This is a genomic window from Erythrobacteraceae bacterium WH01K, from assembly GCA_027941995.1.
Classification (GTDB): domain Bacteria; phylum Pseudomonadota; class Alphaproteobacteria; order Sphingomonadales; family Sphingomonadaceae; genus CAJXSN01.
Genome location: CP115966.1, coordinates 21,203 through 33,798, shown reverse-complemented (window position 1 = coordinate 33,798; position 12,596 = coordinate 21,203). Strand labels below are relative to the sequence as shown.

The following is a 12,596-nucleotide window of genomic DNA, read 5'->3' as shown; positions in this document are numbered from 1 at the left end:
TGTATTCAGTTGGGGCCTTGGAAACTGCTTCTATCGCGAATTCCACACCTGCTGCGGCTTGAGCATATAGAAGGCCTAAGTCCTTGGTGTTACTCCATTCAAGGACTTCGATTAGTTTCCCAGTTCTTCGTCCTTGTCTTCAACTGTTTCAACACCCTGCTCAATAGCCTTGTCGTTGTAATTTCTTACATCAAGTGCATACATGGCTAGGGTGGGGAAGGCGAAGTTGTAAATCTCGTCTGTGCCAAAAAACTCACGCGCTCTGGCTTCAGTGTATGAAACCTCTTTTCCATTGGCCTTTACATCCTTCCAATCTAAGAGGCTGAACTGTAGAAAGGCTTCTAGTAGAAGGAAATCTTCATCCTTCTTCTTCAAACGGAAGTCCTTTGCGTAGCGGGCCTTTAGCTTCTCACGCTCCTTCTTCCATGCAGGGTCTGTGAGGTCGAGGTACGCTAGTTTGAATGTCCCCCATAGCTGTTCGTATTCATCACGAACTTCAAACCAAACACCGTCTTGGGCTTGCTTAGGGTCATAACGCTGGGGGATATCAAAAGTGGTCTTTGCCATGTGTCTTTCTCCTTATTCTAGGCCGACTATTTAGCCATATGACGTAGAAGTGGCCCGGCACTTGCGCGCCGAGCCACCCAAAGCGGTAAGGAGAAAGGCCTTTCGCCCTGTTCTTGTAACTTATGTTAGTCTGGTAATGATGAGGTTGGTGTCCTCGGTTTCGTCATAACCACAGCTAAAGTTGATTTCTACGAATGCTGAACCATCGCTCAGCGTATCCTTTGGAATGTCACCATAAGCAGCTGGTAGCTTGAACTCGTAACCCGTTCCCGCACCACCAATCTGGAAACTGCATTCCTGCGCTTCACCTGTAATCGCACTATCAACTGCGAAGCTCTCGCGGTAAGCCTTAACCATTAGGTTGCACTCACGAGTACCAGCAACACCATACTCAAGCGAGGTGTCGCTACCGAGGGTGTAACGCTTGGTCTTTTCCAAGCTGGTTGAGAAGCTTAGTTCAGCGACAGCGAGGTTCTGACCAGCAACGGTAATCGTTGCAACTTCGGTACCTACGAACTCAGTTAGGCCGGACTGACTTGTAACCGAAAGAGCGTTCTCAGTAGCGGCAAGCGTCTGTCCTGCACCCATAATGTCAAAGTTGATTGAAACTTCTTCATTACCCTTTGCATCTAGCGAGAAACCGCTGACGCAACATCCAGAATAGGTTTTGTACATGTCGTCAGCAAGCTTGGTGATAACCGAGAAATACTGGTCTTCTTCAGCTGCTTTGAGGACGTCGGTATTGTAGGTGCCGCAAAGTGCATTCTGGAACAGCAAGTCCATGAAGTCTGCACGAACGAAGCGAGTTTCAATTGAACCCTCGACCATCTGCGCGCCACGGCGTGAGCCATTGCTTGAACGGTTAGGGCGCTTGGTATTGCTTTGAATCTGAGTAACGCTTGCCTGTAGAGGCTCTGCGTCAGCAGCAAGTGGTAGTTCGTAGCGGTCGGCAGCAGCCGTTGGTGTAACGCCAAAGGTTTCTTCCTTGACGATACTATGTGATAAATCTGATGCGTTCACTAAGGACATTTTCGTCTCCTGTTTATTAGTAAGTGATGCAGCCCTTGTGGATGCACTCGCTATTTATTGCGCTACCCCTTATTGCTCTCGGTAGGATTGATAGTAGATGATAGCGTCAAGCTGATAGCTTGACTCAGTGCCAGCACCTTTGGTGGAATCATGTTTGTAGACGCGCAGTTTCTTCGCAGGGTCTTGCCAATCCGCGAACGCATGAATGAACGCATCGCGTATTTCCTCTGCTTGTCCGGTCCCGTATCCTATCGGTAGATGGACCTCTAGGAAGGCAGTGCCTAGGTTCTTGTATAGGGTGACATTACCAGAGGTTGTTCGCTTGCTTCCACCGGGGCTGACAATCCATCTGACCCATGGTTTGCTTTCGTCAACATCACGGGGAGGGCCGTTCTCGGTAACAATCTGTGATGATGGAACGGATAGTTCGTTGTCCTGATAATCCGTGTAGGTCAGGTCAGTAGCCCAAAACTTTGTGTTGAGCGCATTTACGTCCATGTAGGTCTTCATATCGCCCCCTTAGAGTTTAGCGGCTGCTTCACAGGCGTTTTCCACCCACCCGCGAGGGGCTTGGTCGGAATGTCCAGCTGCTAGTGCGCCCGCGTATTCTTTGTTATTTTCTATGTTGCCATCTTCATAAGGCGCGTTTGGGGTTTCAATGTCCCAATTCCCACGGAAGCCTCCGGTATCCACTGGGCTACCTGCAATTAGATTGCGGCCTGCATCCAAAGTGACTTTCGTCGTTACCTCGTGGACGGTCTCGTCAACCAACTTTTCTACTTCGCCATCCTGCAAGTCAGATATATCAATTTTCATTATTCAACCTCCGCAAACCAGATGATTGGTAGGTTGGTAGGCTGCACCGTTGTTACCGTTCCAATTGTCCAAGAGCGGTCGCCCATGTTGAGCGTTGCGCCCTGAATTGGTTCCTTATTGAACACCCCTGTTGTCGTTTTCACGACGCGAGCGTTGTTATTCTCAAAAGGGGTAGGGGTGATAATAACTGCTAGGCAGGAAGTCGTTTCAACCGTGGATGCCGATGGCCGGTTCTTCACAGGGTCAAACTCACCAGCCGTTGTAACAGTCATGGAAGCCTGCGTTCCAAACTCGACAAGCATTTCTTGTGCGAACTCTGCAAACTCCTCATAGATGCTCATCTGACCAACCTTCCAAAGCTTACGCTTCCCTGTCCGCTCGTTCTTGCAAGCGGTGCTAGAAGCTTCGTAACACTAGGGTAGGGGTCAGCATTGGTATCTGCATACGTCTTGCTAATCTTCAATCCAGCAAGCTCTTTGCTCTCTTGGGTTGCTACTCGTTCCTTCCTAGTGGTCGGTTCGCCATTTCTGAGGATATCCAAAGCAATGGTGAACTGAGCAACGTCTGCCTTTTCCTGTTCTGCCTCGCTGAACTCATCCTTCAAGTTGTAATTGAAGTCGATGTAGTCCTGTGCGAGCAGTAGATGCTTCGCCAAGGAGTCGTCCGTTTCATCCGTCCAAGTGGTATAACCCCTGTCCGATGCGTATGTTCTAGATTCGAGTACGTTCATGTCTATATTTACCGAATGACGAAAGCCGCCTCACCTTGCGGTGAAGCGGCTTTCAATCTTGTCTAAGCCTTGCTTATCCGTTTGTGCGAAGTGCGACGATAGGAACGTTCTTACGGTTCATAACGCGGTCCCACGCGGAAGCTGCATCGTAAGAAGCAAGCGAAGGGGAAACCCTGTTAGCTGAAACGGTTGCGCTTGAAGCAAAGCCCTGAGGATGCAGAATCATCTTCTTACGAGTGATTAGCTTCTCAAGTCCGTAGTTGTTACCTTGGTCTTCCTCGCGCTCTACGACGACAGAGCCAAACTCAGGAGTACCTTCACCAAGCAGAAGGGCGCCAGCACCTAGCAGGTAGGAAGTGAATACCTTACCACTGGTTCCACCATCTACGGTTGGCATGCCATCATCAACGATAACAGTGTGACCTAGGTAGGTGTTGAACAGACGAGTTTCGGAAGCAGGCGCACAGTTATGTGGCTCAAGCTTTAGAAGGTTGCTGTAAACACGAGAAGGCATGATGATTACCGAGAGCTTATCAGCTGCATCACCAAGTGACTGGCGTGCTTCGATAATGGTGTCGATGTTTGCCTTGTTATCAGCGGTAGCGTTGTCACCGTCTGCGTCGGAAACATCAAGAACCATGTCGCCGCCATCGTTAGCTTCGTTATCCTTGATAACACCGCTCAACTTAGCAAGAGCATAAGTCTGGATTGTCTGTGCCCAATAAGGTGCAGCAACATTCTGAGCAGCATGGCGCAGGATATCTTCGCCTGAAACTGAGTTAGTGATTGCAGCCGTTCCCCACGCCTTAGCAAGGAAGTCCTTCTGTGCAATCTGCTGGGCAGTACCGATAGCGTTTACATCACCAACGGTATCATCGTCGGTTGCAACGTCAGGGTTCGTGTAATCAAACTCTGAGAAGTTAGGTACGTTGGTAATAGCGCCGGGGCCGTTAGCGTACTGGTCCAGCATGGATGAGCGAACGATAGCACCTGAGGAAACTAGTGCGCTCTTCTTTGTGACTGCTTCATTCAAGTAAGAAGTGAAGTAGCTAGGGACGATAATGTCCGATAGTCTGGTATTTGCCATTGAGTGTATTCTCCAGCATTGTGAGTTGTCAAATTCCGACAACCTCGAATGCTGTCGGGCCGGAGTTTTTGCTCCGGCCCGTTATTTATGCGGCGACACTCATACGCTGGTGTTCTTCGTTATAGTGGGGGTAGGCCAGCCTTGGCTGCAATGGCATTTGCTTTAGCTGGGTCTGTCTTTGCTAACTGTGACAACTCAGTTAGATTGACGTTCTCTCTGGTGTACTCCTTTTCGGGAGCGGTCGTTGAGGTGTTACCGCTTGCGTTTGCACCGCTGCTATCACTGGCTTTCTTGTAATGTGCGCCTGCTTCGCTGTTTAGGTGTTCTGTGATGAACTGTTCCAACGGCTTACCATCAATGCTACCTGCTCCATCTTCGTACTTGGCTTGTGCCTTGTAATGTGATGAAAGGATTTCCTTCATACCGGGCAGTAGGGATTGACTGTCTAGGACTTTGCCAATCTCGTTATCTACACGGATGGTACGGAGTTCATTGTTTAGCGTTGAAAGAGCCTCGTCCTTCTCTGCAATCTGCTTTTCGTATTTCTCGGTAAGACGCTTTTCCAATGCCGTGATATCACCTGCATTGCGCTCGGCTTCCTCTGCCTTGCTGTCGCGTTCTTCCTTAGCTGCAATGGCCTCCGCCTTCGCATCTTTCGCTTTACCGATTAGCTCACTGTTTTTGGATTGAAGCTTGGAAATGGATTCCTTGTAAGCCTCTAGTTCTGCCATGACCTCTTCAAGAGTTGGCTTGGTATCTTCTGCCATATTGTATTCCTTCCGGCGTAACCTTCTAGGGGTGCGGCGTAACCGCGGTTGATGAGAACGTAGTCCTCAATCGTATTTAGCCGAGGGAAGGGTAGAGGCGTTTTAACTCGTCCAATGTAAGCACTGAGCCGTCATTCTTGATGAATTGGTCTAGGTTGAGTTTTCCAGAACGGAAGATAGCTGCTCGCTCTGGTCCAAGTACCTCGTTCTGCGTAGCTTCACCCTTGCGCTCTAACCAATCCTTGAACGTGGTATCGCCGGGTACCTGTCCATCCATGCTTGCCCGTTGAGCAGGGGTGAGTTCGTCCCTGTCCAGACCAAGTTCACGGAACGACTTAGTTACTGGTACGCTGATGGAGCGGCAGTTGACATGACGGGGAGGCATAGGGCCTTCACCAATCGGAAAAACCTGTCCCGACAATCCAGCACAGGTTACAGTCGTCCTGCTATCCAGAGTTGCCATGAACTCCCACCCTTTGATGAGGTTGGAATTGGCCTTCCATGTTTCCTGCATCGCGACATTGCTAACCTGTGTCGTCGCAGTGCGGACAAGCGCCTGAGTGGAACGCCTGCTTTTGTCCAAAATGCCATCGCGGTATTTGGCTGCTCGCGTTCCCCTAATGCGGCGAACAATCGCGTCTGTGCCTTCACCCTCAAGCAAACCAAGCCGAACTTGCTGCTCGATGCGCTCGATGCGAGCCTTGCCCATGCCCTCGACCCAAGGCTTGAGCAGAATGCCCTGTATGGGCGTCTGAGAAGCGATTGCAGCGATGCGGCGAGGACTGGGCAGCTTGGTTGCCACGTTGACCACTATGGCCTTCTCCAACGCCTTCTGCTGGCCCCGTGCTTCTGCATCTGCAAAGTCTGTGAGTTCACCCTCAAGCGTATCGTGAATAGAAGCGAAGATTGCGCTGTTGATGGCCGAGATCTCGCTCAGCATTTCCTTGATACGTTTGGTGGTCTTTGGACCGTTATCAATTCCACGCTCATCAATGGCTGCTAGTCGTGCTGCCAGCTTTTCAATCAGCTCTTTGTCCGCACTGTTCAGGAGGCGAACAATCCTGTCACTCAGCCCCTTGCTGTAACGCTGTAGCGCAAGGGCGTGTCGTATAGCCCTGTCTTGCAGGTCCTCGTTCACTGACATTAGAAACCTGTGTCAGTTGGTGGCAGGTCAATCTGTTCATCATCAATACGCTGTGATTCCAACTCAGGGTCGAAATTGAGCGGCATGATTTCACCCTCTTTGAGCGTTTCATGCAGGGTGCGGAGGCTCAGCTGTCCATTAAGCTGCATCTGCGCCAACATGGTTGCCGTCTGTGCGGGAATAATCTGTGCCACCAAGTCGTCATTGAGGGAGTAGGACAATTCCTGTCCGTCAATCCATGCGCCCCACATCTGGTAGGCTCGCTCTAAACGGGTGGAGACGCGCTTGCTGAAACTCGTAAGCATTGCGTTCTCTGCATTGCGGCGGATTACCGCTGCTTCGGCGGCTTCTGGTGCAGGCTTCTCAGGAGCAAGGATGGAATGTCCAACGGCAGATAGGGCGTCCTTGAGATCGCGCATCTTGTTAATCACAAGCTCTTGGCCCTTAGGCTCGTATATCTGCCACTCCGTGCTGGCTTCTGTGCTTTTGAACTTCCAGTGGGCACCTGGCTCAATGGGGAAATCAATATGAATATCGTTGCCGTTTGAATCCTGTTCAGGGACATATCCCGTTGTCACTGCAATGGGTGCTGCCGTTAGGTTGATTGCAGCCGCGAGCGCACCTTCCAAGATGTAATGCTGGTGGTTCAATCCAACGACATTTTCCATCAAGCTTGGTGTGGGCTTGACGCTGTTGTCCGTGTTGAGAAGCGTGAAAGGTATCTCGGTTAGCGGAGCGCCATTATTGGTTGGGATGAAGCGCATATCCTCATACCACTGTCCTTCGTTCTCCTTATGGAGAATGACTTCGTAGACACCATTGCTGTTGATGGTCAGTTCGCGCACCATCTTACCATCATCTTCAAGCAGCCTAACCCTAGTGAGCATGACGCGAAGGCCAACGAACCCACGAGTGACTTCAAGGATGTTCTCTGCCGTATAAGCATTTAGATATGGACGGAAGCCAAGGCGCAGTTCGTCCGCTTGGCTCATGTTGTCTGGAAAGCTTGCCCGATCGGGATGGTCTGCAAGGATACCACCAAAATTGGTAATCAGGACTTCATGCACGGCCCACTTGGATAGCTCATTAAGTGTAAGGCCATCCCGTGTAGCGAGATTGGCAAGAAGCCTAGTGCGCTCACTGCTCTGTAGCTTAGGGTCTTTGCTGAATATGAGGCCATTCCAGCCTTGTGCAATTTTGAATGCTGCTGGAAAGAAACCCGTCCTAGTTTTGTGAGCCTGGTACTCGGCCGCACTATCCTGGGCACGAATCTTAGGTAGATAGGTTTCGCCCTTAGCTTTAACGGCTGCTTCACCAGAAACGTAGTCTCTGTTCCTCGTCCACTGCTCGTGCCATACTGCTATCTCTGGAGTAGGTGTATTGATTGCCAAGATTAACCCTCGCTAGTAAATTGGTAGCAGGGATTTTCCCCTGACCGTTTACTTATGCGAGGACGCTCGGTTAGAGGCGGTAGCCTGAACGAACTACATGAGCGCCGGGTAGAACTTTCTTCTCATGCTGTAAGTCCAGTAGCTCAGTGATGCCCCAGACGACGGCATCCATCCTATCCGGTGATTTCTTCCGACTTGCTGGACTCCCCCAATCCAACATCTGTGCTTCTAGCTCATCGAATGCTCCTACGTGGTGGACGAACCCGCGTTCATATTGAGCGGAGACAGGTTCCGCACGAGTAGACTTACCACCCGTTCGGGAATTAGCGTTTAGGTTCTTTGGGATATGGTGCGTGTACTGCCTTAGCGTACTCGTGAGCCATCCACCCGTCGCATTGTCCTCGAAGACGATACGGTCAGCTGACCAAGCATTCATGGCTTCTACCATTGCGATACAGATTGCATCCGTGGAACACTTCTTAGAATAATCGGCGAGAACGTAGACATGAGCATTACCCTCGTGGTCATGCGCCAGACCTTGAACCGTAAGTCCATGAAGGTCCGATTTTTTGTCATTCGTTTTGGCAGGGTCAACAGCAACCGTTATACGACTGAGGTTAATCCCTTGGTCGGCTAGAAGGGAAAGCGTATCCAGAGGCGTGATAACACTGAGCGGCTTTGGAATGCGATGTTCATTAATCCAATCAACATTGAACAAGGCATCTGAGTTGTCGCTAGACCATTCCCCTTCGATGAAACGCTTGCGTGATGCAGCTGAACCTGCGGCAAGACGCTTCATGTAGTCCTTGCTGATATTTGCCAAGTTAGCTTTGGTGTTGAGTTTGCAGGATACCCACTCGTGAGCATCTGGCATCGCATTACCGTCACTGGGATTGACACCAAGGATGAAGGCTTTGTATTCCCAATCGGAGTACCATTTAGGGTTACAGTCAAAGAACATCTTGTTCGCAAGAGTGCTGCCATCAAGCGTCTTTGTGACACTGGACATACGAGTCATTAACTGACTGACTGTTTCGTAGGTTATCTCAGGGTCGTTGCACTCGTTAATCCAAACGGTGTTGTACTCCTGTCCTAGGACTTTATCCAAGCGGTCTGCATCCAAACCATCAAACATGATGACTGACTTGTTGGGCAGAACGAGCTGCATATCGGAGAGGCGAACTTCACACTGGTCGATTAGGCCCGGAAAACAACTGGACATTACCTGACGCAGTGTGAGTTTGAATAATGAAGCCTCACATGCGTTACGCGCTCCACGGAAACATATATGTCGGGACTCAGGCGCCCGCATGGCGCGACTGATAATCAGATAGAGAATTAGGAAGGACTTACCCGAGCGGGACGGTCCATAGAACAAGAGGTAAGCGTTTTTAGCGTTAGTGGCTAGTTTGAATGCTTCTTCTTGGTCTGAGTTAAGTTCAATCTTTGGTACGGCCATACCACTACTTAGCGGGTATGGGTTCTAATCACTTTTTTGGAATGGTGAAAATAGAATCTGGTCTACGGGTCAGGTTTTGAAGATGACAATCTGTCTGAGTGGCATCTGTTTCAACCAGCCAAGGGGGTAGGGTATACCCTTCACCTATTCCTTACCCCTTTCATCCTCCCTATGCTTCCTGTTGAGTACGCCATATAGACATACGGCTGATTCCAAGCTGCTTTGCCACACTGGATGGAGTGTTGCCCTCTGCGAGCAGTTGCTTGACCTTATCCCTATCTATGGTCCGCTTACGATTGGCATAAACCCCGCGAGCCTTTGCCTTCGCAATCCCTTCCATCTGTCGTTCTCGCCGTATAGCGGTTTCAAACTGCGCGAACACGCCTAGCATCTGGAAGAATGCCATCCCTGCTGGTGTAGTGGTGTCGATGGATTGTTCAGTTGCTTGCAGACCCGCACCCTTGGCCTTCAACGTCTCCACTATGCCTTCCAAGTCCTTCACACTACGGGCCAGTCGGTCGATGCGGGTTACAACCAGAACATCACCTTCTCGTATGAACTCCATACAGAGGAGGAGTTGTTCTCGTTTGCTTGTCGAAGTGCCGCTAACCTTTTCACTAAAGACCTTTTCACATTCACTCAGGGCATCAAGCTGGATGGTAAGGTCCTGTTCATTGCTGCTTACGCGAGCGTATCCTATCTTCATGTAACATCTCCTTTAGACATGGAGCGATGTTGTCACATGAACTACCTGTCAACCGAATGTTACGCTTGGCGGAATTGATGATTGTTACGCTAACGTGAAGTGAACCTGCGTTACACCAATGAGCGCCATAGACGCTCTCTAAGGGCCGGTATGATTGTCTAGCTATCTGGGTGCCATTACGGTGTGGTCGGGGTTCTATGGCCCTTATACTCCATCCCCACCGGGACCTTTGATTATCTTTGCATCAAGGATGAATGGTTCATGGTTCACAACGTCTACCTGCTGCTTGTCTCCATACCTCTTACGGTTGAGTTTACCTAGGCGCCAACGCAAGTGAGCAACGCGCTCCTTATCCCGTAGGATATTGCCCGTACTCATAATGCCACCACTCAGGATATCGTCCGCATAATCATCCATCGCTCTAGCGTGAAGTTCATATGCTAGGTCCAGCTGTTCCACTAGGGATGGGTCTTCCCTCTGCCATCGCATCATCGTTCGATACGCTGGCATATCGTCGTCTTGGCATATGTGGAGTAGTGACTCCCCACAGGCAATGCGGTCAATTATCTTTAGAAGCAGTTTATCCGTTTTAGCAGTGGGTTGGCATCGCTTAGGGCGGATTGCTTCCTTTATCTTGTTACTCACCTTGGGGGTGAGCTGTTTTTGCCGCGTGGAAACCTGAGAAATGTCCGATTTCTTGGGCAGATTATCAGTTTTTGGGGTGGTTGTGTTTCTCTTTGCCATGCACATATTTACCACCAACAATGTCAGAGCGCGGTCTTACGTGGTTCTTGGTACCAAACCACCTTCAATTCCATACCAACTTATCGTGGAAAACAGGTGCTTTTCTAGCCTTATTCCTCGAAACTTTCACTCATTCCAAGATGGAAAACAGGTTCATATCTCTCGTCTACCCAAGTGCTCATTCGTCACCTCGTTGCTTGGAGGTCTTTTCCATCTGGTCATGTATTGTGTTGAAGCAGCTCGTGAGGGCGATGCCCGAACCAATTAGCCATACGGCAGTTAATATCAGCATAGTGTCTCCTTTCTCGACACTTCTACTTATCGGATGTTTGGAATGTTCTCCCCATAAGGGGTCGAAAGCAAGTCTATCCTTCAGCCCGCGTACTGTTCTAGAAAGGGCCGCAGGTACTCATCAAGCCAATAGCTATCCAGTTCGGGGTCGAGCAGTGGCATGAGGTCTGCTAGGTTGTCTCTTTCTAGGAAAAAGCCATTGGAACCAATCTTGAACTGGACGGGGTTTTCATAATCCGTGTTATGCTTGCCATTCAGCAATGTGATACTGATACCCTGACCTCTCGCCAATTGTCTGAGGTGCATTTCTAGCAATATAACGTCCGCTCGTCCTACCATGATTTCTCCGTAAATCGCTCGTACGCATCCTCGCAGTCAAAACCCACTATGAGCTGGTAGACGAGGTCAGTGGGTTCCGCTCCATTCATCCGTGCTGTCTTGTAAGCTTCCATATCGTCAGCTGTCAGGACATGCATGGGAGTCGCTAGGTCTATCAGTCTGTACTCATCCGCCTCACAATGGTCTGCCAGCCATTCCACTTGGTCCATCATAACGTCAGTGTCGTCTAGGAATATCTCGGCGAGTTCTCTTGGTAGGATTGTCTGGCGGAAGATTTCGCTGTTCCTCAATGCGCGGACATAATCCAGAATATCTAGGTTCTCCTCCTTGCCTATGAAGCCATACAATCGGACCATTCTCTTCGGGAAGTTCTTCATAAGCTAAGCCTCATTCTCATTGCTGCGTTTGCGTCACTTAGGACGAACGTAAGGTTGTTTGGGTTTTGGTAGGAGGCCACATATGTCGTTGGTGCAAACTCTCTTATCCATGCCTGTGCTCTGAGCATCGTCATGGTTATTTCCATGATGGGAGTGCCTTTGGGAATCTGTATGCGGACTTTGTAAACCTTCATCGCAAGCTTACTTATCAGACCAGTCGTTTGCCCTATAGAGTTGACTAGCAGGTAGGTAAGTGCAATCGCGGGTTCAGGTTACTAAACCAGAGCACACACAGGAGATACAAAATGGCTAATCTGGACTTTCTCAAGTCGGACCCAGAAATTGTGGCTGCATGGGACAAACCCGTCGAGGTTGACCCACTGCCAGCTGCTAAGGAGAAGCTGCTCAAGCAGTTGGATGAGGTCGTTGCTTCTATCAAGCGGGAGCCGAAAAAGAACATCACCCGCTGGTACAAAACCCAAAAAGGCAAGGATGGTGCATCCGTGGGCCTCAACATCGGCACCAAGTCCGTAGTGGGCAACACGACGGGGCGAACGGGCAATGATAGAATCCTCAGACGCGATGTGTTCGAGTTCTTCTCGGAAGCCAAGGAGGCAATTCAGGCCGGCAAGATGGATGATGATATCCGCAAGGCGTTGGATGGCAGTGGGAAAACCGAAAGCTCAACTGCTACTCGCGCCATTGACCCTGCGAAGGTCCACCGTCGCAACGTCACTCGATATGGTGAGGAGCGCGCAATGGAATTGCTCGAAACCAACGTCGAGAAGAAGGGCTGGGATAAGGCGAAAGTGCTTGCTGACTATAAGGCGCTGTCCAAGGAGTAAGCCTACCCTCACAGACGCTCTATGGCCCGTCTTGCAGCATTTGCAGGGCGGGCCTTTCCTTGTCATGAGAAAGGGGCGACCCGCGCTATGAAAACGAGCCGCCCCCATTGTGTCGTCTAAGGAGCCAAGGGAGACTGAAAACCCCTTGGTACTCCTATTTATCTGGTCCGTTCACCACTTCGCCTGCCTTGTTGAGCTTGCTCTTGCAGTCCTCGTGAGCGCCAAACAATTCAGCGACGAACACCGAGAGGTCATTGTCTGTCCCCACCTTGGCAGCGTCCGGTGCATCCTTGCAGATGAACAT

Annotated in this window: 16 protein-coding genes; 1 reads left to right on the top strand and 15 read right to left on the bottom strand. The window is 50.2% G+C overall.

Annotated elements, in window-relative coordinates:
- Positions 1–111 precede the first annotated feature (111 nt).
- The 14 genes from PF049_00200 to PF049_00135 form a co-directional block, all read right to left on the bottom strand.
- Positions 112–567 carry a hypothetical protein gene (locus PF049_00200; GenBank protein WBY16630.1) on the bottom strand — a complete coding sequence of 152 codons (456 nt, stop codon included), beginning with the start codon at positions 565–567 and terminating at the stop codon, positions 112–114.
- A gap of 120 nt (positions 568–687) precedes the next feature.
- Positions 688–1,596 (bottom strand): phage tail tube protein, encoded by a 909-nt coding sequence (locus PF049_00195; protein WBY16629.1) that lies wholly within the window; start codon positions 1,594–1,596, stop codon positions 688–690.
- A 69-nt stretch (positions 1,597–1,665) separates the two neighbouring features.
- The gene (locus PF049_00190) at positions 1,666–2,106 is read right to left on the bottom strand and encodes a hypothetical protein (protein WBY16628.1); all 441 of its coding nucleotides are present in this window, start codon (positions 2,104–2,106) and stop codon (positions 1,666–1,668) included.
- 9 nt (positions 2,107–2,115) lie between these two features.
- Entirely contained in the window at positions 2,116–2,412 is a 297-nt protein-coding gene (locus PF049_00185; protein WBY16627.1) for a hypothetical protein, read from the bottom strand.
- On the bottom strand, positions 2,412–2,753 hold the full coding sequence (locus PF049_00180) for a hypothetical protein (protein WBY16626.1): 342 nt from the start codon (positions 2,751–2,753) through the stop codon (positions 2,412–2,414). Before PF049_00180 ends, PF049_00185 begins: the two co-directional genes overlap by 1 nt.
- A complete protein-coding gene (locus PF049_00175) occupies positions 2,750–3,142 on the bottom strand; it encodes a hypothetical protein (protein WBY16625.1) in 393 nt (130 codons plus the stop codon). Before PF049_00175 ends, PF049_00180 begins: the two co-directional genes overlap by 4 nt.
- A gap of 73 nt (positions 3,143–3,215) precedes the next feature.
- On the bottom strand, positions 3,216–4,229 hold the full coding sequence (locus PF049_00170) for a hypothetical protein (GenBank protein ID WBY16624.1): 1,014 nt from the start codon (positions 4,227–4,229) through the stop codon (positions 3,216–3,218).
- Between the two features lie 119 nt (positions 4,230–4,348).
- Complete coding sequence (locus PF049_00165; GenBank protein ID WBY16623.1) at positions 4,349–4,996, bottom strand: hypothetical protein; 648 nt, start codon at positions 4,994–4,996, stop codon at positions 4,349–4,351.
- A gap of 76 nt (positions 4,997–5,072) precedes the next feature.
- Positions 5,073–6,140 (bottom strand): minor capsid protein, encoded by a 1,068-nt coding sequence (locus PF049_00160; protein WBY16622.1) that lies wholly within the window; start codon positions 6,138–6,140, stop codon positions 5,073–5,075.
- Positions 6,140–7,531 carry a DUF4055 domain-containing protein gene (locus PF049_00155; protein ID WBY16621.1) on the bottom strand — a complete coding sequence of 464 codons (1,392 nt, stop codon included), beginning with the start codon at positions 7,529–7,531 and terminating at the stop codon, positions 6,140–6,142. The genes PF049_00160 and PF049_00155 overlap by 1 nt, the downstream gene beginning before the upstream one ends.
- 70 nt (positions 7,532–7,601) lie before the next feature.
- Positions 7,602–8,990 carry a phage terminase large subunit gene (locus PF049_00150; GenBank protein ID WBY16620.1) on the bottom strand — a complete coding sequence of 463 codons (1,389 nt, stop codon included), beginning with the start codon at positions 8,988–8,990 and terminating at the stop codon, positions 7,602–7,604.
- A gap of 169 nt (positions 8,991–9,159) precedes the next feature.
- Entirely contained in the window at positions 9,160–9,696 is a 537-nt protein-coding gene (locus PF049_00145) for a recombinase family protein (protein ID WBY16619.1), read from the bottom strand.
- A 204-nt stretch (positions 9,697–9,900) separates the two neighbouring features.
- Positions 9,901–10,440: a hypothetical protein gene (locus PF049_00140; protein ID WBY16618.1), complete on the bottom strand. Its 540-nt coding sequence runs from the start codon at positions 10,438–10,440 to the stop codon at positions 9,901–9,903.
- A 623-nt stretch (positions 10,441–11,063) separates the two neighbouring features.
- Positions 11,064–11,447: a hypothetical protein gene (locus tag PF049_00135; GenBank protein ID WBY16617.1), complete on the bottom strand. Its 384-nt coding sequence runs from the start codon at positions 11,445–11,447 to the stop codon at positions 11,064–11,066.
- A 305-nt stretch (positions 11,448–11,752) separates the two neighbouring features.
- Between PF049_00135 and PF049_00130 the strand changes: the two genes are divergently transcribed.
- On the top strand, positions 11,753–12,292 hold the full coding sequence (locus tag PF049_00130; GenBank protein WBY16616.1) for a hypothetical protein: 540 nt from the start codon (positions 11,753–11,755) through the stop codon (positions 12,290–12,292).
- A gap of 154 nt (positions 12,293–12,446) precedes the next feature.
- Here the strand turns inward: PF049_00130 and PF049_00125 are convergent, their stop codons facing one another.
- Entirely contained in the window at positions 12,447–12,596 is a 150-nt protein-coding gene (locus PF049_00125) for a hypothetical protein (GenBank protein ID WBY16615.1), read from the bottom strand.

Coding starts and splice junctions, on each gene's coding strand:
- PF049_00200 (WBY16630.1), bottom strand. CDS start 567: ATGGCAAAGACCACTTTTGATATCCCCCAGCGTTATGACCCTAAGCAA.
- PF049_00195 (WBY16629.1), bottom strand. CDS start 1,596: ATGTCCTTAGTGAACGCATCAGATTTATCACATAGTATCGTCAAGGAA.
- PF049_00190 (WBY16628.1), bottom strand. CDS start 2,106: ATGAAGACCTACATGGACGTAAATGCGCTCAACACAAAGTTTTGGGCT.
- PF049_00185 (WBY16627.1), bottom strand. CDS start 2,412: ATGAAAATTGATATATCTGACTTGCAGGATGGCGAAGTAGAAAAGTTG.
- PF049_00180 (WBY16626.1), bottom strand. CDS start 2,753: ATGAGCATCTATGAGGAGTTTGCAGAGTTCGCACAAGAAATGCTTGTC.
- PF049_00175 (WBY16625.1), bottom strand. CDS start 3,142: ATGAACGTACTCGAATCTAGAACATACGCATCGGACAGGGGTTATACC.
- PF049_00170 (WBY16624.1), bottom strand. CDS start 4,229: ATGGCAAATACCAGACTATCGGACATTATCGTCCCTAGCTACTTCACT.
- PF049_00165 (WBY16623.1), bottom strand. CDS start 4,996: ATGGCAGAAGATACCAAGCCAACTCTTGAAGAGGTCATGGCAGAACTA.
- PF049_00160 (WBY16622.1), bottom strand. CDS start 6,140: ATGTCAGTGAACGAGGACCTGCAAGACAGGGCTATACGACACGCCCTT.
- PF049_00150 (WBY16620.1), bottom strand. CDS start 8,990: ATGGCCGTACCAAAGATTGAACTTAACTCAGACCAAGAAGAAGCATTC.
- PF049_00145 (WBY16619.1), bottom strand. CDS start 9,696: ATGAAGATAGGATACGCTCGCGTAAGCAGCAATGAACAGGACCTTACC.
- PF049_00140 (WBY16618.1), bottom strand. CDS start 10,440: ATGGCAAAGAGAAACACAACCACCCCAAAAACTGATAATCTGCCCAAG.
- PF049_00135 (WBY16617.1), bottom strand. CDS start 11,447: ATGAAGAACTTCCCGAAGAGAATGGTCCGATTGTATGGCTTCATAGGC.
- PF049_00130 (WBY16616.1), top strand. CDS start 11,753: ATGGCTAATCTGGACTTTCTCAAGTCGGACCCAGAAATTGTGGCTGCA.
- PF049_00125 (WBY16615.1), bottom strand. CDS start 12,596: ATGTTCATCTGCAAGGATGCACCGGACGCTGCCAAGGTGGGGACAGAC.